This is a genomic window from Amycolatopsis sp. NPDC059657, from assembly GCF_042734395.1.
Taxonomy (GTDB): Bacteria; Actinomycetota; Actinomycetes; order Mycobacteriales; family Pseudonocardiaceae; genus Amycolatopsis.
On record NZ_JBHWEB010000155.1, the window covers coordinates 1 to 19,945 of the forward strand.

General features: G+C 69.4%; 10 protein-coding genes. 3 read left to right on the forward strand and 7 right to left on the reverse strand.

The window, feature by feature from the left end; genetic code table 11:
- Positions 1–33 precede the first annotated feature (33 nt).
- On the reverse strand, positions 34–561 hold the full coding sequence (locus ACFV15_RS43330; protein ID WP_378358672.1) for a CGNR zinc finger domain-containing protein: 528 nt from the start codon (positions 559–561) through the stop codon (positions 34–36).
- 494 nt (positions 562–1,055) lie between these two features.
- On the opposite strand from ACFV15_RS43330, the gene ACFV15_RS43335 reads away from it, so the two are divergent.
- Positions 1,056–2,378: a helix-turn-helix domain-containing protein gene (locus tag ACFV15_RS43335; RefSeq protein WP_378358673.1), complete on the forward strand. Its 1,323-nt coding sequence runs from the start codon at positions 1,056–1,058 to the stop codon at positions 2,376–2,378.
- 56 nt (positions 2,379–2,434) lie between these two features.
- Complete coding sequence (locus ACFV15_RS43340) at positions 2,435–7,174, forward strand: TIR domain-containing protein (protein ID WP_378358675.1); 4,740 nt, start codon at positions 2,435–2,437, stop codon at positions 7,172–7,174.
- A gap of 103 nt (positions 7,175–7,277) precedes the next feature.
- On the opposite strand, the gene ACFV15_RS43345 is transcribed toward ACFV15_RS43340, so the two are convergent.
- From ACFV15_RS43345 to ACFV15_RS43370, 6 genes are all read right to left on the reverse strand, one after another.
- Positions 7,278–8,273, reverse strand: coding sequence for an amidase domain-containing protein (locus ACFV15_RS43345; protein ID WP_378358677.1), 996 nt, complete (start codon positions 8,271–8,273; stop codon positions 7,278–7,280).
- Positions 8,274–8,585: 312 nt separating this feature from the next.
- A complete protein-coding gene (locus tag ACFV15_RS43350; protein WP_378358679.1) occupies positions 8,586–9,002 on the reverse strand; it encodes a hypothetical protein in 417 nt (138 codons plus the stop codon).
- Between the two features lie 352 nt (positions 9,003–9,354).
- On the reverse strand, positions 9,355–12,201 hold the full coding sequence (locus ACFV15_RS43355; RefSeq protein WP_378358680.1) for a PKD domain-containing protein: 2,847 nt from the start codon (positions 12,199–12,201) through the stop codon (positions 9,355–9,357).
- 19 nt (positions 12,202–12,220) lie between these two features.
- The gene (locus tag ACFV15_RS43360) at positions 12,221–14,416 is read right to left on the reverse strand and encodes a DUF3488 and DUF4129 domain-containing transglutaminase family protein (protein ID WP_378358681.1); all 2,196 of its coding nucleotides are present in this window, start codon (positions 14,414–14,416) and stop codon (positions 12,221–12,223) included.
- Positions 14,413–15,558: a DUF58 domain-containing protein gene (locus ACFV15_RS43365; protein ID WP_378358683.1), complete on the reverse strand. Its 1,146-nt coding sequence runs from the start codon at positions 15,556–15,558 to the stop codon at positions 14,413–14,415. The genes ACFV15_RS43360 and ACFV15_RS43365 overlap by 4 nt, the downstream gene beginning before the upstream one ends.
- A 7-nt stretch (positions 15,559–15,565) precedes the next feature.
- On the reverse strand, positions 15,566–16,543 hold the full coding sequence (locus ACFV15_RS43370) for an AAA family ATPase (protein ID WP_378358685.1): 978 nt from the start codon (positions 16,541–16,543) through the stop codon (positions 15,566–15,568).
- 392 nt (positions 16,544–16,935) lie between these two features.
- On the opposite strand from ACFV15_RS43370, the gene ACFV15_RS43375 reads away from it, so the two are divergent.
- Positions 16,936–19,725, forward strand: coding sequence for a helix-turn-helix domain-containing protein (locus ACFV15_RS43375; protein ID WP_378358687.1), 2,790 nt, complete (start codon positions 16,936–16,938; stop codon positions 19,723–19,725).
- Positions 19,726–19,945 lie beyond the last annotated feature (220 nt).

The window sequence follows — 19,945 nt, forward strand, 5'->3', positions numbered from 1 at the left end:
GCCGGTTAGAACCGGCCGTACCACTCACGAGCCCTAAGAAGCGAGGGCGCGCTTGGCGCGGTGCCTGCGTACCGCGTCCCGGTTCGCGCAGGTGGGTGAGCAGTAGCGCTGCTGCCCGCCCCGGCTGAAGTCGGCGAACGGGTTGCGGCACTCGGTGAGTTCGCAGCGGCTGAGCCGGTGCATGCCGCGGCCGGTCAGGTGCAACGCCGTCCCGACGCTGATCAGCGCGCGGAGCAGGCGCGCGACCGGGAGGCCGTAGTCGCGGTAGTGGATGTGCCAGCCGTCGCCCGCGTGGTCGGTCAGGCGCGGGTACGCCGACGACTCGGCCAGCAGCTCGTTGAGCAGCGCGGCCCGTGCCTGCGGGTTCGAGGCCTCGACGACCTTCAGCCAGCGGCCGAGGAAGACGTTCACCTCCGCGAGGTCGTCGGCGGTCGCCTGCTGCTCCAAGACCACACCGGCACCGATGCAACGGGCGGTGAGTTCCTCCGGGGTCAGCGGCGGCGACGTTGTGAGGCTCGTCGCAAGCCGGACCGGATCCTCTCCGTAAGGGTTCAGCCGCATAGGACCATTACAGCATCCTGGGACCATGGCTGCTTCACATACATGGGTCACCACCTCGAGCCACTTGACCAGCGAAGGCTGGGTCGTCTACCAGCGTTGTCTCTGCGGGGAAACGCGCATCGTGCTGAACAAGGAGGCCGTTCACCGGTCTTCGTAGCCGGTCACGGCAGCAGGGCACCCCCAGTTCGGCCTTGCTGCCGCGACCGGCTCTCCCTCCGGCTCACTACGGGCGGGCCGGGTGTTCTCGCTGGCGCCCACTCAGCATGCCCCGGCGGGCTGCCCTTGTGGACGGGTTGCCCGTCGCCTCGGGCGACAGGAGCCGGGCGACGGGGCGACCGGATGGCGCAACGCGCTCAGACTCAGTGGCATGCAGCCGCGTACGCACCCCGGTCCCGATCCCTAGGTGCCCGGCTCCGTGATCGGTAACCTGGCGGGTGGGAGACGTCGGCGCGACGCTCCCAGCACAAGTGATCCGGTCGAGGCACGGAGTGCACATGACTGAACAGCCCGCCAGTTTCGGCGTTGAGCTGCGGCGTCGGCGGACGGACGCGGGGTTCTCCCTGGCGACCTTCGCCAAGCAAGTGCATTACAGCAAGGGCTATCTCGGCAGGATCGAAACCGGGGAGAAGCCGGCGACGCTGGACCTCGCCCGACGCTGCGACGCGGCATTGGAGGCGGGCGGGCAGCTCGTCGCGCTGGTACCCAAGGACACCGCCGCCGCAGGCGGTGAGTCACCCGATCCACCCGCGATGGCCACAACTGAGCCTGACAGCGAGGTGTGGGTGATGACCATGGAACCGGACGGGTCGAGCAGGCTGGTGCCGATGCGCCGCCGCGAGGCGCTGGCGATGGGCGCGGCCTCGCTGCTCGGGTTGACGCTCGGGTCGCAGAGCAGTGCCGCCGCGGCGCAGCAGGACGGCACGATCGTCGCCTTCAAGGCGTTGTTCGAGCAGACCAGGCAGCTCGGGCAGATCACCGGGCCGAGTGTGGTGCTCCCCACGGTGATCGCGCAGACCCACACCCTGCGCGGGCTGGCGACGGGCGCCGACAGCCGCACCCGCTCGGAGCTGCTGCAGCTCGCCGCCCGGTACGCCGAGTACGCAGGCTGGATGACGCAGGAGGCCGGCGACGACCGCGGCGCGCTCTGGTGGACCCGCTCGGCCGTCGACATGGCCAACGCCGCAGGCGACACCGAGCTGAGCACCTACGCGCTGATCAGGCAGGCTTTGATCACGCTGTACCAGGACGACGCGGCGAGCACGATCGGGCTGGCCCGGCAGGCTGGCTCCGACCCGCGCACGCCCGCACGCATCCGCGGCCTCGCCGCCCTGCGCGAGGCGCAGGGCCACGCGCTGGCCTGTGACTACGACGAGACCCAGCGCTCGCTGGACCTGGCGCAGCAGCTGCTGGCCGACTCGGCCGAGAAGAGCAAGGACGGCGTGGTGACCGGCTCCGCGTCGGTGACCAGCACCCGGCTGCAGGCCATGGTCGCCGGCTGGTGCCTGCACGACCTCGGCCGCCCGCAGCAGGCCGGTGACCTGCTCGACCAGCAGCTCAACGCCATCCCCGACTCCGCGCGCCGCACGCACGCCAGGTTCGGCGCCCGCCGGGCGCTGGCGTACGCCTCGGCCGGTGAGGTGGAGCACGCGTGCACGCTCGCGCACCGGGTGCTCGACAGCGCGGAAGTGGTCGACTCGGCCACCATCAGGGTCGATCTCCGCCGGCTCACCCGCACGCTGGCGAGGTGGCACAGCCACCAGCCGGTCCGCGATCTCTACCCGCGGCTCAACGCGGCGCTGCGGACGCCCATCGGCTGAGTTCGCCGCCTTGCTACCTTGGGGCATCGCTGGCAGCAGATGCTCAGGGGGAACGCGTGGGCGGTGTGTTCGTCAACTACCGCACCGGTGACGGCGATTTCGCGGCGACGCTGATCAACCGGGTGCTCACCGCCCGGTTCGGCGCCGACCAGGTGTTCCTGGCGAGCCGGTCCATCCGCCCCGGCGAGGACTTCACCCAGAAGATCATCGAGCGGCTGCACGACTGCGACGTGCTGCTGGCGGTGATCGGGGCGCGCTGGCATTCGGTTACCGACCGGCAGCGCAAGCGTGAGCTGACGGCGCCGGACGACTGGGTGCACCGCGAGATCGCCGAGGCGTTCCGGCACGGGCTGCGGGTCATCCCCGTGTTCCTCGACCACGCGATCGCGCTGACCGAGTCCGAGCTGCCCGAAGACATCGCCGCGCTCGCGCGCTGCCAGTTCCTCCGGCTGAGTCACCGCAACGACACCCGCGACCTGTCCAGGCTCGTCGACGAGCTGTCCGATCTGGTGCCGGGCCTGGTGCTGAGCCGGGTGTTCACGACCCCGCCGCCACCGCCGAGCCGCAATCTCGAACCCAGCGCGTGGCTGCGCGCCGACTACCAGCTCGTGCCGTTCGCGGGCCGCGAGGGCGACCTCAAGATCCTGCGCGACTGGACCGACACCCCGAAATCGGTGTCCGGGCACCTGGTCAGCGGACCGGCCGGGCAGGGCAAGACAAGGCTGGCGCATCAGCTGTGCCAGGACCTGGCCGGGTACGGCTGGGTGACCGGGTTCCTGCACGAGAACGCCGCCGTCGCCGACATCGAGAACCTGAGCAAGATCGAGAGCCCGCTGCTGGTCGTCGTCGACAACCCCGAGCCGCGCTCGGACCAGGTGCAGGCGGTGGCGACGGCGTTCATGGACCGCCAGCCGACCGCGCCGCCCGCGCGGCTGCTGCTGCTCAGCGGCGACGTCGGCGAGTGGCTGCGGCGGCTGCGCACCCATGCCGACGACCGGATCCGCAGCGTGTTCGGCGCGCTCGACGTGCAGGTGCTCGCGCCGCCTTCGGGGCGCCGCGCCGAGTTCCACCGCGCGGCGGCCGCGTACGCCGGCTATCTCGGCCTGCCGGTCACCGACCTGCCGGTGCCCGGCGATCTGGAGCACCAGCGGTACGCGACCACCAGGGCGATCCACGCGGCCGCGCTGCTCGCGCTGCTCGACGAGCACCCCGGCGAGGACCTGCGGCCGGACGCGCGGCTCTACCGCGCGGCGCGCCCGGAGTGCCCGTACCGCGGCCTGCAGCCGTTCCAGGAGCAGGACGCCGAGGTGTTCTGGGGCCGTGACCAGCAGATCGCCGACCTCGCCAAGGTGATCGACCGGCAGCGCATGGTCATGGTGTTCGGGCCGTCCGGCTGCGGGAAGTCGTCGCTGATCAGGGCGGGCATCCTGCCGCAGCTGCGCCGTGACGACGTCGCGCTGACCGTGTTCCGGCCGAGCCCCGACATCGCGCCGCTGGAGCAGCTGACCCAGGCACTCGCGCCGATCGTCGGCGCCGGCCGGCTCGGCGCGAGCGGCGATCCAGGGCTGCTGGCCGACGCCGTCGTCGAGACGGTGGGACGGCTGGTCCTGTTCGTCGACCAGTTCGAGGAACTCGTCGCGGCCAAGCCCGAAGCGGCCAGGGAAATGCTCGAGCTCGTCGCGGGCCTGGTGCGCGCGGCGCCGCTGCGGCCGGCCGGTCCGCCCGCCATCCGCGCGGTGTTCACCGGACGCTCGGCCGACCTCGACGAGGTGCTCACCACCGACCTGGCGGCGATACTGCACACCGTCCCGTTGCCCCGGATGGGCCAGGAGGGCTTGCGCACGGCCATCACCGGCCCCGCCGACCTGCCGCTGGTCTCGTTCGAACCGGGACTGGTCGACCGGATCATCGCCGACGCCGCCGACTCACCCGGCAAACTCCCGCTGGTCGAGTTCGCGCTGACCCGGCTGTGGGAGTCGCAGCAGGGCGGCACGCTCACCCACCGCGGCTACGACGAGCAGGGCGGCGTCACCGGCGCGCTGGCCGCGTACGCGCAGGAGGTCAGCACCGAGCTGTTGCTGCCGAGCGAACAGAAACTCGCCGAGCAGCTGCTCGTCCAGCTGGCCAGGCCCAACGACGACGGCGGTTTCACGCTCACGCCCGCCCGCTTCGACCAGCTCGACCCCGAGTCACGTGAGCTCGCCAGGACGCTTTCGAAGCACCGCCTCGTCGTGGTCCGCCATGACCCGGGTCAGCCGGAGATCGTCGCGCTGGCACACGAAGCTTTGGTCCAGCAGTGGCCGCAGCTGCGTGAATGGCTGGCCGCCGCCCACGATTTCCGTGCCTGGCAAGAACAATTGCGCATCGCGCTCGGCCAGTGGCAGCTCGCGAGCCGCGACCCGAGCACACTGCTGCGCGGCAACCCGCTGACCACGGCCGAGGACTGGCTTGCCAAGCAGCCGACCGGTCTGACCGGCGAGGAACGCGACTTCATCGCGGCCAGCCGGAGTCATCAGCGCCGGGGCGTGCGGCGATGGCGGCTGGTGACCGCACTGATCGGGGTGCTGGCACTGGTCGCGACCACTTCGGCGGCGTTGGCGTTCAGCCAGAACAGCGAACTGAGCGGCCAGCTGCGGACGGCGGCCGCGGTCGCGCTGGCCCAGGAGTCACAGCGGCGCGGCGACTCGAACCCGTTGATGGCGTTGCAACTCGCGGAAGCGGCCTGGCGCCATGGCCCGAACCGGCCTGAGGCGTATTCGGCGCTGCTGCAGCAATACCTGAAGTACTCGTCGGTCGACGAGATCCGCTCGGGGCTGTGGTCCGGAGCGCTGGCCGACGTCGCCACCACCCCCGACGGCAAGACCGCGGTCACCGCCGAGGAAGACGGCAAGATCACCGCGTGGACGGATCTGCTCGGGCCGTCTCCGCAGCGCTGGTTCGTCGCGACCATGTCGGCGATGCAGTCGCTGGTGCTGAGCCCCGACGGCCGCTGGCTGGCCGTTTCGGACAACCGCGGCGGCATCACGCTCTGGGACCTCGTCCAGCACCGCGGCCCGCTCCCCCTGCGCACGCCCGCGTCGAACACCATCAACCTCAGCGAGCCGAGCAAGCTGCTGAGCGCGGTCTTTTCGGCTGACGGCAGCAGACTCGTCACCACGCAGCGGCGCACTGGCGCGCAGAAGACGGTCGACGTGTGGGACGTGCCGCAACGCCAGCCCGCGACGCCGGGATTCGTCGCGGACAGCGCGGTGGAGGACAGCACGGCGCTCTACGTCGAACCGGACGGCAAGAGCGCCTGGTTCGCCGAACGGCACACCGATCGATCGGCGCAGACGGTGCTGCGCGACCTGACCAGTGGTGCGGTGGTGCGCTCGTCGCCAGCCGACTTCATCACGCCGGACGGGGCCTTCACCCAGTGCCGCGACGGCCGTCTGTCCATTTTGGACCCATCGAGTGGCGCGGCCAGGTTCACCAAGACGGTGCCGGCGTGCCCGGACGCCGTGAGCGGGCTGACGGACCTGACCGGGCGCTACGCGGTGTTCGAGGACGGCTCGGCCAAGGATTCGTTCGGGCTGCTCGGGTTGATCGACCTGAACACCGGGCAGGCGTTCACGCTGCCGCGTCCCGCGATGCCGAAGCCGCGTCGTGACAACGACCTGACCAAGTTCAACACCGAGCCGGTGTTCGTGCTGCCCGCGCCCGGCGGGCCGTCGGTGTTCGGCATGAGCACCGACGCGCTGCTGCGGTTCCGCGCCCCGGACCCGATCGACGACCTGAGCCGCTACGCCCCGTCGACGTCACCGGGCACGACGGCGCTGAGCTGGGACGGGCGGCTGCTGGTCACGCTGACGAAGGACGAGGGGCTGCAGGCCTACGACCTGAAGAGCAAGACCCGGATCGCGTTCAAGACCGGCGACGCGCAGCTGGCGGCCGCCCCGAAGCTGACGTTCAGCTTCGACGGCGCCTGGCTGACCGCGGTCACCGCGAGCGGCGAGGTGCTCGCGCTGTCGACCACGAGCTACGTCGCGGAACGCACGATCAAGGTCCCGCTGACCTCGTCCGAGAATCCGGCCGCCCGCAACATCTCGGTCGTGCCGGCGTTCGCCGACGAGGTCTTCATCCTGCACGGCGCCGAGATCACCCGCTCGCAGCTGAGCACCGGCGGCGTGGTCGACGAGACCTCCGAGATCCGCAAAGACCTGCCACAGGCCCAGGACTTCGCGCGCGACGCGTCGGCGCAGCCCTGGTTCTCGAACCAGCTGCTGATCCTCATCGCGTCGATCGACGGCGTCGAGCTGTGGGACGCGAAGAGCGGCGCGCTCCGCCGGTCCTTCCAGCCCCGTCCCGGCAGCGCCGCCCCGGAGGTGGTGGTCGACACCGCCACCCCGCGCGTCGCGATCCACTACAAGTCCGACGGCCAGCTCGAACTCTGGGTCCCCGATCAGGAAACCGCCCGCGGCAGGCCGCTGCCGCTGCCCGGCGACCTGTCACTGGTCGCGTTCGCCCCCGACGGCAAGCTGATCTCCAGCTCGGCCGACGGCGGCGTGCAACTGTGGGACCTCGCCTCGGGCAGCGGCGTCGCGAACTTCCGCGTGCCGGGCGGACCCGGCGTCTGGCGGCTCAACGGCACCTCGCTGGTCGCCGCGACCCGCAACGGCCCGCTCTCGGTCACCATGAACCCGGCCGAGTGGATGGACCGCCTGTGCCGCATCAACAACCGCGCCTACACCCCAGAGGAACGCGACCTCCTGCCCGCCGGAACCGACCCCGACGCCCCCTGCTCCCCAGTCTCGTGAGCGCCTAGGTCGTGAGTGTTGCCAACGGTTCTAACCGTCGGGAACACTCACAACCCTTGAGCTGGGGAACCTTGGCTCATGAGTGCAGACACGAAGTGCTCGATCACATATAGCCACCAGGATTGACAAAATGGAACTTTACGGGAATCGAACCGTGATTACTGGCCCGATCGAGAATTACATTCAATGGTTCATTCCATACATCATTTGTGTGATACGAAAGCCTGATATTCCCATAATTACTCGGGTTATTTGAGCTACCCCAAACTACGTTCTCAGTGACCATCATCGTGTGGTCAAGGTGGCCGTCAATACCATTTTCCCAGTCCGCGAATACCACATCGCCCTCGCGCACAGGATACCCCGGCGTAAAGGGTCGAAACCTGTGCGCCCTGGCGCCGAAGTCAGCCAAGAATTGCGACACACTCCACGTCTTACTATGCACCGGCAAGATGTCGCGAATGTAGTATTGATACCAATTATTCGGGTCTTCATCATCTCCATGACCGATATCTTGCCAACCCCCTTCCCGCAAAGCCTGGGAAATAAAATTGGCACAGTCGTTGCCAAAACGTTCATAATACTGGTTGTATTCGAAGACATGCTCTCGCATATAACGCCAGGCTTTGACCCGATCGAAGTTGACAACCTCCCTGGCGCCAACCTCTGCGCCGTAGGTGTCACCCTCGGGATTACCGGTCTCGAAGGCAACCGGAAGCGGCGGTTCACTCTTGAGGTCGCGAGGCGACGGTGCACCCAACTTAAGAGCACCCACATAGGTGATGGGGTCTGGCATGGTGGACGGCATGTCGAGCGCATCACCGGTCAACTGCCAGGCTCCGCCGAAGCGCTGGAATGTGAAGACATGTCTGAGCCGATGACTGGTCGTGGAGGTTTCCGGCGACCCCGGATGCGTAAAGTACAGCTGAGTGAACTCGCGCAGCGACAAAACCGTCGCTTCACCATCGACCGCGACCCGCACCTCGTCGACTGCAACAGTGGCACGACTGAACTGAGTCCCGCCGCCGGACCAACTGAGCCGGTCACGGTCGAGCAAAGCGGCTTCCCGCGCCGTGCGACCGGCGAATTCACTCGTCATGCGAACACTGCTCAAAGCATGCGATGAGACAGCACTCGCCGCAACTGCATCAGCGTAGTGGTCGGTTAGCCTATCGGCTCGATCCTGCAAGTACTGCACCGCCAACTTGACTAGACCACTTTCGTCAGCGCCAGACGCAGCGAAGGCTTGCGGTGTTTGACATACTGGAATCGTCACGACCATGGCGATCGCAAGACTCCGCAATCTTCCGTTACCGGATCTGCGCACGATAAATCTCCCCATTCTTACAGCTTTCCTCACGACACCACAGTCACAAGTATTGGTCCAGACTCAACAAGAAATAGTCAAACGTCATATAATATGCGAATTAACGGCTTCCAATGTCTTGACGCTGGAATCCACATCCAAGGGAGGGTTCGCCGCTGCCGCGCCACCCTGCCAGAACGTCGACATGGGAGGCGTGATGTTGCCGGTACTGTAGAGCCGAAACGGAACACTGCGGTCAGACCGGAAGAACTCGACAAGTACGGTCGGCGCCGCCTTGCTCGGCCCAGTGATAACAACGGTGCCGCCCTGAGCATCGCGCGACTCACAGTTGGGCATCCATGGGGCACAGTCTGCGTTGCCGTACGTCACCGGCGGATCGATAAACTCGACACTGACCGCACCATAACGACCTTTCGCCGCCTCAACCAAGAAACCTGCCCTATAAGTAACGGACGATCCAGAGTCCTGCGTTGCCGACTCACCCGTATCCACCACCGACATTGAGTCCGGCAACGTCGCACGCACCAAATTCAGTAGCTTTATCGACCTCTGGTCACTGTGTCCCGCAATACCCACACGCACGGGCACTGACGGAGCAGTTGCATCCGTCGACCACGCTGGCGCTATCGACGAAGAGGCGGATGGCGACGAGCACGCGGCGAGCATCACAACCGCTCCACCTGTAGCCATCATTCGACGGTGACGCATAGATGCCCCCAGTCCTCACCCCGCCCAGAGATTATCGGAGATGCCCCCACCCCGGTTCGGCCAACAAGGTGATCTTCTGGCCACAATGACCAGTCCCGGCAGCGGACGGACTGTCAGGTAGTTTGCGCTCGACCGCCCATAAGACTCACGACCCGGAGGTGCAGACGACGCCTCGGCAGCCCATGGGGTCGCCTGAGGAGGTGTTGCCGCCGCCGTCGATCACCGTGCCGGGGGTGGCGTTGATGCCGAACTGGGCGTTGTTCTTGGTGTGGTTGTTCTTGATGACGATGGTGAACGGATACTCCTTGCTAATCTCGCCGACCAGCAGTCCGTCCTTGCCGTACTCCCCATCTGGCGGCCTGAACCCGTTGCCCACGAATTCGTTGCCGGAGATCTCCAGCGAACCGGGGCCCGGCAGCCAGCCGAAGTCGACCCTGATACCGGACGCGTACGAATTGAGGAACTGGTTCCCCGAGATCAGCCCTTGAGTACCTCCGGTGACGGAAAGTCCCTGCAATTTCGCGTTGCGGAAGATGTTTCCGGTGATCGTGGATCTCGAGGTGAGGATCATGGTCGTGACACCCTCGAAGGTGTTGCCGGTGAGCACGTTGTTGTCGGCGTGGGCGACGGTGAGTTGCTGGATCTTGCTGTTCGTCACCGTGCCGAGCTTGCAGCCCAGCGCGAATTCGTTCACGAAAATCGTGACCCGGTCGGCGGTGATCGTCGAGGTCGGCTCCAAGCATGCGAGGGTCATGATCTTCAGCAAGCCGCCCTGGAAGGAACAAGAGCTTTCGCCATCGCAGTAAGACTGCGCGCCCTGGGCCATGCTGCCGCTCAGGTTCGATTCGGTGACGGTGACCGTGGTTCCCTTGTCGAAGCGGAACATGTTCATCGCGTCCAGCGACGAGCTGCGGACCTGGAGGTTCTTCGCGCCTTCCGAAGCGAGCGCGAAATGGCCTTCGTTCTCCTGCTTCAGACCGGCGGCGCTGACGTGGTCGATGACCACGTCCGAGGCGCCGTTGATCACGATGCCGTCCGTGAACTGCTGGACCGAGCCGTTGCGGATCGTCACGTTCTTGCCACCGGTGACGAGAATGCCCTTGCGCACGGCCGAGGTGTTGTCCGTGGACAGGGTGTGCCCGGCGAGATCGAGCGTGACGTTGCTCGCCGCGATCGTCAGGCCGACGGTGCCCGTGCAGACCAAGTCCTTGGTGAGCACCGAATTCTTGGTGATCGTGTCACCGCAGGCGACCTCGTGCGGCGCGGGCAGCACGGTGAACTGGCGTGACTGCTCCACATGCGTCGAGCCGCCGTTCACCGTCAGCTTCACCGTGTACGTGCCTTCGGCGACGAACACGTGCGAGAACTCCGGCGCCGTCGCGGTCGCGACTTCGCCCGCGGGACCCGTGACCGACCAGGCCACGCCCGTGTACCTGCCGCCTGCCAGCTCGGCGCTGAACTTCGTCGACTGGCCTGCCAAGGGCGTTTCAGGGGTGACGTTGAGCTTGACGATGCGGGGTGGCGCGTCCGGGGAGTCGATGACGACCTGGGCGGCCGCGCGGGCCGTCTGGCCCGACGCCAGTTGCGCGGAGACGCTCACCGGGAAGGTGCCAGGTGCGCCCCAGCGGTGGCGGACCGTCGTGCCCGTGGCCACCGTGCCGTCGCCGAAGGTCCACTGGCCCGACGTCACACCCGACGCGCCCGCGCCGGTCGCGGTGAGCTGGAACTCGTCGCCGACCAGGCCGTGGTCGCGGGGGGTGATGTCGATGGACAACGGGGTCGTGTCGCCGGGGTTCGGCTGGCCGCCGATGGGCGGGACCGGGCCGATGCCGGGGTCGCCGCCCGTGCCGGGCACCGGGGTGACACCCTCTTCCGGCTTGGCCGGGTTGTACTTCGAGATCGGGCGGACGCCGCCCTCGCCGCTGAGGATGCCTGCCTGGTCGCTCAGCGGGTCGTTGTAGAAGACCATGCCGTCACGGCTGAGCAGCTCGAAACGGACCGGCCGGTCGAACAGCTGGCGCTCGGCGAGCAGGCGGCGCTGTGCGAGGTCGACGATGAACGCTTTGCCGGTCGCGTAGTCCGGCACCACCACGCGGTTGCCGATCTCGACCGCGCGGCCGAAATCGCCGGGACCGGACAGCGGGATGGGCGCGCAGGCGCCCGCGTCGAAACCGCAGGTCAGGAGCTGGCCGCGGGCGCTGTCCGAGATCAGGACCCTGGCCTCGCCGGACGAGCCGCTCACCGCGACCGTCTCGCCGGGCGCCAGGTCGACCGGGATCGACTTGGCGACTTTTCCGTCGGTGTCGAGCAGTTCGGCCGTACGGCGGGCCGTGTCGACTATCGCGGGGCGGCCCGAGGTCAGCGCGAGGTGCGCGCTGCCGGGGGTGTGCGCCTGCGGGCGCGAGTGCCGGGAGTCGCCGTCGTGCCAGACCAGGTCGCCAGTCTGCTCGTCGAGTACCCAGAGCCTGCCTTCGGCGTCCATCGCGGGCTCGTCTGGGGCGGCGCGCACGTTCAGCTGGAGGCCGCCTTGCGGCTGCAACGTCTTCGGGTCGGACTTCGTGAGCAGCCCCGAAGCGGTGTCGAGCGCGTAGACGCCGTCGGGGGTGGGGAACACCGACAGCGTGGCGCCCGCCCCCGCGGTCGTCGGGACCGGCTGCGAACGCTCACGCGTCGCGCCGTCGACCCTGACCAGCGAGTCGCGGGTGCGGTTGAGCACGTACCCGGTCATCCCGTCCTGCACCGCGGTGAGGACGCTGCCCGGCTGGTCGATCTGGACCTGCGCGGCCACCTCGGCCGCTGTGCCGTCCAGCAGGGTCAGCTGCCCGACGGCGCCGGAGGCCACCCACGCGGCGCCCGAGTGCAGGCGGACCTGGGGAGCGATGTTGCGGGTGTCGGCCTGGACCACCAGCCCGGCCACCAGTGTGACGGCACCCACGATCCCGGCAGCCGTTCTCAGCTTGCGTGGCAGCACACGACGCAGCGAAAGCTTCACGTGATCACCTGATTCCCCATCATTTGAGCGAGCCCCGTCGCTGTCTGTTCCCCCGCAGGAGCGGCCGGGGATCGAGCCTCGCCCGCATCCATAGTAAGGACTGACTCCGCGGATACAGCTGGGTTCGCAACTGTGATTCCAGTTGCCATGCCTCGGCGACGGCGGCGTCGTCCGGCTCACGGGGCGCGTAGACGGCGGCTGTGGCCAGCGGCGCCAGCCCGACCACCGCGCCGGCGGCGACCCCGAGCGCGGCCACCGCGCGATCGGCCGTCTCCCGCGCGGTCAGCGACACCGGCACCGGCACGCCCCGCTCGATCAGCCGGTCGATGGCCTCCTGCCAGGCGCCGAGCACCTTCCCTGCGTTGGTCGGCGCGTTCCGCCTGCGCCAGCGCCGCCTCACTTTCTCGGCGACGATCAGCATCAGCGCGAGCACGGTCAGTGCCGCCAGCGCGGCGGCGACCAGCCCGGCGCCGCGTGCGAAGGCATTGCCGGCGCCGCCGGTCGGCGACGCGGCGATGTCCGGTGACGGCGCGACGACCGGCGGCTTGCCCAGCGGCGGGTTCGGCGGCTGCTGGCCGGTCACCGGCAGCTCGGGCCGCTGCTTCCCGTCGCCCGCGCTGCCGCTGATGTCGGTCGGTTCGAAGGACACCCAGCCGTAGCCGTCGAAGTGCACCTCGGCCCAGGCGTGCACGTCGTGGCTGGTCACCGTGTACCCGGCCGTCGACGGCCCGTCGAGGCGGTACCCGGCGGCGACCCTCGCCGGGAAACCGGCGGCGCGGGCGAGCACGGCGAACGCGGAGGCGCGTTGTTCCGCGAAACCGCCGCTGGTGGGCCCGCCGGTGAGCAGTTTGAGCAACGCGCCGTACGAGTGGCCCGGCTGGGCGTCGACGTCGTAGGGCAGGTCGCGCAGGTAGCTCTCGATCTCGGCGAGCTTGCCGTAGGACGTCGGCTGGGTCGCCGTGAGCTGGTTGGCGAGCGCGGGGAACAGCGGCGGCAGATCGCCGGGCAGCCCGAGGTAGCGCTGGTACTCGGGTCCCCTGCTCGGCGACGCGGTCACCAGGCCGTTGTCACGCACCGGGAGCTTGCCGGTGACGTCGTAGGTGACACCGCGCAGTGGCATCGCGGTCGCCAGCACGCCTGAGGCGGTCGAGAAACCGACCGGGTTCTGGGCGTCCTGTGCCAGGCCGAGCTTGGCCGGCCAGCCGGGCACAGGCAGGAACGGTCCCGGCAGGGAGTCGACCGTGATGTGCGCGCTGACCTCGTCCGACCTGGTCTGCGCCGGGTCTGCGGCGAGTTGCTTGCCCGCGACCAGGAAACGGTCGGTGGACGTCCACAGCACGCCGTCGAAGGCGTCGAGCGCGGCGACCCTGATCCGGTCGAGGCGTGGACCCGAGGTCTGCCGCACGGTGAACAGCTTGCGTGCCGGTTCCTCGCGGAGCTGCCCCTTGAGCTTGGCCAGCGGGGTGATGGAATCGGCGATCCTGACCGGGGCCGGGCGCAGGTCGCGCGGGTCGAAGCGGTCCGCGCCGGTGGCCAGCGGTGACGACTGTCCACTGAGGACGGCCAGCGCCGCGATCGCCGCGATGGCCGGCAATCCGAACGCGAGCCTGCTTGTCATGGCCTGCTTGTGGCCGGAGGTGGCGACACCGGTCCAGTCCGCGCGCAGCAGCGTCAGCAGCAGCACGGCCGCCAGCAGCAGCACCGTGGGCAGCAGCTGGAAACCGGGTTGTTTCCCCGCGAGGACGAGCGCGGCGGCGAAGGCGATGACCGGCGGCGCGCTCGGCGCGAGCACCACGCGGGTGCGCAGCGCGAGCGAGGTCGCGATGAACGCGGCGAGCCAGGTGAGCAGCACCGGCGTGCCGAGCAGCTCGCCGCGGACGTCGGCGGGCGGCGCGACGGTGAGCAGCCTGGCCCAGCCGCCGAACACGCCCTGCAGCAGGGCGGTCGCGGTGCCGCGGGTCGGGAGTCCACTTTGGAGTGTGCTGCCGAACACCCCGTACACGGCCAGCAGCACGAAGCTGCCCGCCGCGGCCACCGCGGTCCAGCCGGCGCGCCAGTGCAGGAGCGCGGCCGTCGCGGCGACCACCACGCCGACCAGCGTCGCCGCGCCGATCGGGGCCAGGTAGCCGGCGGTGGCGAAGAGCCTGCCGTAGACCAGGCCGCCCGCGAAGGTCGCGGCGGCGCACAGGAACACCTCGATGAGCCGCCGGTTCATAGCGGGATCAGCTGGTTCCACTTGGCCGCGAAGTCGGCGCTGGTGCGCGCGTCGATCGCGAGCACGCCGCGCGCGGCGGTCAGCTCGCCGGGCTCGCCGAGCTGGATGAGGTTGACGGTCAGGAACCAGCGCCGCAACGCGGTGAGCGCGTCCAGGTGCGCCGCGTCGGCCCGGCCGGTGACCACGCTGAGCGCGACGCCCTCGTCGGCGCTGACCAGGTCGGTCACCAGATCGGTGAGCGCGAGCAGGCCGCGGTCGCCGCCGGTCCGCTCGATGCAGGCGAGCCGGTCGAGCGCGCCGGTCACGCCGTCGTCGAGCCCCTCGGTGATCGGGTGCCCGGTGGTGCGCAGGTCGAGCGTGTAGCCCGCCTCGCCCGCCGCCTCGCACAGCGACGCCGCCACCCGGACGGCGTCCTCGAACGACTCGTCGGTGTAAGGCCCCTCGCTGGTGTCGAGCACGACCACGTGGCGTGGCTCGTCGGGGATGACGTTGCGCCGCACCATGAGCGTGCCGGTGCGGGCCGACGACGCCCAGTGGATGGCGCGCCAGTCGTCGTCCGGCTGGTAGTCGCGCAGGCTGTGGAACGAGACGCCGCCCTGCGGCGAGTTGCTCGACGTCGGGCCTTCGACGTCACGCGGGCCGCCCAGCGGCAGCGGGGCGACGACGTGCGACCTCGGGTGCACGACGAGCGCCGTCGCCGGGCCCCGGCCGCGGCTCAGGTGCAGCAGCCGCAACGGATCCGCGTGCCCGACGCGCAACGGCGGGATCTCGTGACGGCCCCGGCGCGCGGTCGGGACCGGATACCTGGTCTCGAAGGAAGCACCGCCCGCCAGGCTCGGCAGCGGCACCGAAACCCTGGTGCCCGCGACGTTTTCCGTGACCAGCAAGGGAAGGCTGCGGCGATGGGCGACGTTGGTCACCTTCAGCACGGCGAACGCCGGGTCACCCTCGCGCACCCGCGACGGGCTGATCTGGCGCCCGGTGTCGAGCCTCGGCCTGGCCAGCATCCATCCCGCGGCCAGCAGCAGCGCCGCGAACCCGGCCGCGCCGAGCACGACCAGCTCCGGATAGCCGGCCGCCGTGCCCGCCGCCGTCAGCACCACGGCCGCTCCGGCGACCGCGCCCCCAGTCTTCGTGATCACCCCGCGCTCACCGGCGTTCCGGGGCACGGGGAACCGGCGTGCCGTCGAGAATCTCCTCCACGATGGACTTCGCGGTGCGCTTGGCGATCCGCGCCTCGGAGGTCAGCAGCAGCCGGTGGCTCAGCACCGGCACCGCGACGGCCTTCACGTCGTCGTCGGTGACGTACTCGCGGCCCATCGACGCGGCGTAGGACTGCGCGGCCGTGGCCAGCGCGATGCTGCCGCGCGGGCTGGCGCCGAGCTGGATGTCCGGGTGCTCGCGGGTCGCGCGGGTGATCAGCGCGACGTAGTCCTGCAGCTGCGCGGAGACGTGCAGCAGCCGCACGGTCTTGATCATCGTGCGCAGCTCGTCCAGGTCCAGCACCGGGTCCAGCTGCTCCGGCCGCCGCCTGGCGATGCCGTCGGCGATGATGCTGACCTCCTCGGCCACCTCGTCCGGGTAGCCGATGGCGATGCGCATCAGGAAGCGGTCGAGCTGGGCCTCGGGCAGCACGTAGGTGCCCTGGTGCTCGACCGGGTTCTGCGTCGCGATGCAGAGGAACGGCTCCGGCACCGGGCGCGGCTCGCCGTCGACGGTGACCTGGTGCTCGGCCATCACCTCGAGCAGCGCCGACTGCGTCTTCGGCGAAGCGCGGTTGATCTCGTCACCGAGCAGGATGTTCGCGAAAACCGGCCCCTGCCGGAACTCGAATCCGCCCCTGGCCTGGTCGTAGATCTGCACCCCGGTCACATCGGCCGGTAGCAGGTCGGGGGTGAACTGGACCCGCTTGACCGTCGCGCCCGCGATGGACCGGGCGATCGCCTTCGCCAGGGAGGTCTTGGCCACCCCCGGCACGTCTTCGATCAGCAAGTGACCCTCGGCGAAGAGGCAGACGAGAGCGAGCCGGACCACGTCCGACTTGCCGCGGATGAAGGTTTCGACGTTCGCGGCCAGCGCGTGGAAGTGCTTTTGGAACATGGCCGTGTCGGGCGCTGAGTCGGGCAAGTGCGTCCCTCCAGAACTCCGCCGCCGCTGCGTCTTGCAGACCGGCCGGCGCCAAGGATTCTGGATCGTAGCGTCTCACTCACTGCGACAGCGGTGGGTGAGATCACGGACATGATCATCAGTTTCACCCGGCTATCGGGCGATCACCAGGCGTCGCCCGTCTCCTCCGGCCGCGGGCGACGGGAGACCCGTCCCTCGCCGAAAGGAAAACCCCATTCGCGGATATCGTTCCCGGCTGATATCCACATTACCCCTGGGGCGGGCCGGGGATCTGGGGTCCGCCGGCCCGCCGTGGGGTTTTCCGTTCGTATAGGGCCTCCAGTGAAAAGGGCTTACATCCCCAGGCGGCAGGCTGGGGGCTTGCCGCTGCTGCCTTTTGTAGCGTTCGTGCGTTGTCCGATGTCACTCGCTGGACAGCGGACATCAACTTCCGGACAATCGGCGCCGGGGGAAGGGGAACCGTGCCGAGAACGGAACAGCCGCTGGTGCCGGACGGCACCAAGCTCACCGAATTCGCCGCTGAGCTGCGGAAACTTCGTGAACAAGCCGGCCGCCCGCCGTATCGCGAGCTGGCCAGGCTGGCGCACTACTCGTCGACGACGTTGTCCGACGCGGCCGCGGGCCGCAAACTGCCGAGCCTCGACGTGACGCTCGCCTTCGTGCGTGCCTGCGAAGGGGACGAGGACGAATGGACCGAACGGTGGAATGCGGTCACCGCGGAGGTGAACGCCCGTTCCGAGCCCGAACGGATCGAAACCGGGCTACCGCCCTATGCCGGTTTGGCGCCATTCGGGCCGGATGATTCCGGACGGTTCTTCGGGCGCGAACGCGTGATCGAGCAGGTGCTGTCCCGGCTGGCGCAAAAACGTTTCATCGGTGTTTTCGGCGCGTCCGGCGCCGGCAAGTCGTCGGTGCTGCGGGCGGGTGTGGCGCCGAGGCTCGAGTCCGGCCGGGTACTCGTGGTGACGCCCGGCTCGCTCCCCGCCGGCGGGCTGACCGAACTCGTCGACCGGGCGCGGCCCGAGGTCGTCGTGGTCGACCAGTTCGAGGAGATCTTCACCGTCCGTCAGGACGAGCGCGAGTTCATCGCGGAGCTGCTCGGCCTCTCGCGGGAACGCTGCCGGGTCGTCGTCGGGGTGCGCGCCGACTTCTTCGCGCACTGCAGCGCGCACGCCGACCTGGTCGAGGCGTTGCGGGACGCGCAGGTCACCGTCGGCCCGATGACCGCGGCCGAGCTGCGCGCGGCCATCACCCGCCCGGCGATCGACGCGGGCTGTGTCGTCGAAGGCGCGCTGGTGACCCACCTGGTGATGAACGCGCACGGCCGCGCCGGCGTGCTGCCGCTGCTCTCGCACGTGCTGCTCGAAACCTGGCGCCGCCGTCACGGGAAGACGCTGACGCTGGCGGCCTTCCACTCGGCAGGCGGCATCGACGGCGCGCTGGCCAAGACGGCCGAGTCGCTGTTCACCACCTTCGACTCCGGTCAGCGCGAAGCCACGAAACACCTGTTCCGGCGCCTGATCGCGCCGGGTGAAGGCACCGAGGACACCAAACGCCGCGTGCCACGTCACGAGCTGCCGCCCGGCATGGACGTGCTCGGGCCGCTCGCCGAAGCCAGGCTCGTCACGGTCGACGGCGACGGTGTCGAGATCACCCACGAGGCCCTCATCCGGGCCTGGCCGCGCCTGCGCGACTGGCTCGCCGAGGACCGCGACGGCCTGCGCCTGCACCGCAGGCTCAGCCTCGCGGCCGCGGACTGGGAGTCGCTCGACCGCGACGACGGCGCCCTGTACCGAGGCGCGATCCTCGAACTCGCCCGCGGCCTCTCCACGGACGTCCTCGCGCCGCGCGAGCGCGAGTTCCTCGACGCCAGCCTGGCCGCGGAGGCGTCCGAACGCGCTTCGGCGGAACGCGGCACGCGACGGCGCCGTCAGCTCATCGCGGTGCTGACCGTCCTTTTGGTACTGACGGCAGGCACGACCTTCTATGCCGTGCGCGCGGAAAACGAGATCAGCGGCCAGCGCAACGTCGCGCTCGCGGAGAAGGTCGCCGCCAACGCCGTCGCGCTCCGCCAGACCAGCCCCGCGCTGGCCGCCCAGCTCAGCGTGGCGGCGTACCGGCTGTCGCCGACGCGCGAGACCCGCGACGGCCTGCTCGCCACGATGGCCGTTCCGCTGGAGGGCCACACCCAGGTCGTCAGCTCGGTCGCGTTCAGCCCGGACGGCAGGCTGCTCGCGACGGGCAGTTTCGACCACAACGCCGCGCTGTGGGACATCTCCGACAGCGAGCATCCGCGCAAGCTCTCCGGCCTCACCGGGCACGCCGATCTCGTCACGACGGTCGCCTTCAGCCCGGACGGGCGGTCGCTGGCGACCGCGGGCCGGGACAACACGGTCCGGCTGTGGAACGTGACCGACCCGCGCACCCCGTCGCTGGTGAACGTCTACAAAGGACACGCTGACACCGTCTACATGGTGAAGTTCAGCCCGGACGGCCGATTCCTCGCGACCGGCAGCTACGACCGCACCGCGCGGCTGTGGGCCGTCGACGATCCGGCGCGCTCGGTGGTGCTGACCGGGCACACGCTGAGCGTCAAGCCCGTCGCGTTCAGCCCGGACGGCCACGTGCTGGCCACCGGCAGCGACGACCGCACGGTCCGGCTGTGGGACGTGAGCGACCCGCTGCGGCCTGTGCAGTTGACCGTCCTCAGAGGACATACGGATCTGGTGGCGTCACTGGTGTTCAGCCCGGACGGCCGCACGCTGGCCACCGGCGCGAACGACCACACGGCGCGGCTGTGGGACGTGCGCGACCCACGGGCGCCGTTGGAGCTGGCGACCTTGACCGGGCATACCGACATCGTGTCGTCGGTGGCCTTCAGCAAGGACGGGCGGTCGCTGTCGACAGCCAGTTTCGACCACACAGCGCGGATTTGGGACGTGAGCGACCTTCGCCACCCGGCCGAGCGGACGACGCTCACGGGGCACGCGGGCGCGGTCAACTCGACGGCGTTCAGCCCGGACGGCCGCCTGGTGGCGACCGCCAGCGACGATCACACGGCCCAGCTGTGGGACACCGACCTGGCGCGAGTCGAGGCGAAGGCCTGCGCCACCCCGCCGATCAGCCGTCCGGACTGGGAACACCACCTGCCGGGCCTCAGCTACGACCCACCCTGCGACTAGGGGTCGTGAGCGTTGCGGGCGGTTCTATTGGGCGGAGGGGCAAAGGTGTCATGTCGTGGTGGGTGACCTTGGCCTGCTTCAGCCCTGGCCGCGACAGAGTGACTGTGGAGGGTTTGCGGTGACGGTTGCGGGCGAGTGGTAACTCTGCTCCGTTAGATGCAGCAGAGTTACCACTCGCGGAGCCCCCCCGGTTACCAGGGGGGCCCCCCCGGCGTTCGAA

Bases quoted from the DNA above. Each gene is read 5' to 3' on its own strand.
- ACFV15_RS43330 (WP_378358672.1), bottom strand. From the start codon at position 561: ATGCGGCTGAACCCTTACGGAGAGGATCCGGTCCGGCTTGCGACGAGC.
- ACFV15_RS43335 (WP_378358673.1), top strand. From the start codon at position 1,056: ATGACTGAACAGCCCGCCAGTTTCGGCGTTGAGCTGCGGCGTCGGCGG.
- ACFV15_RS43345 (WP_378358677.1), bottom strand. From the start codon at position 8,273: ATGACGAGTGAATTCGCCGGTCGCACGGCGCGGGAAGCCGCTTTGCTC.
- ACFV15_RS43350 (WP_378358679.1), bottom strand. From the start codon at position 9,002: ATGTCGGTGGTGGATACGGGTGAGTCGGCAACGCAGGACTCTGGATCG.
- ACFV15_RS43360 (WP_378358681.1), bottom strand. From the start codon at position 14,416: ATGAACCGGCGGCTCATCGAGGTGTTCCTGTGCGCCGCCGCGACCTTC.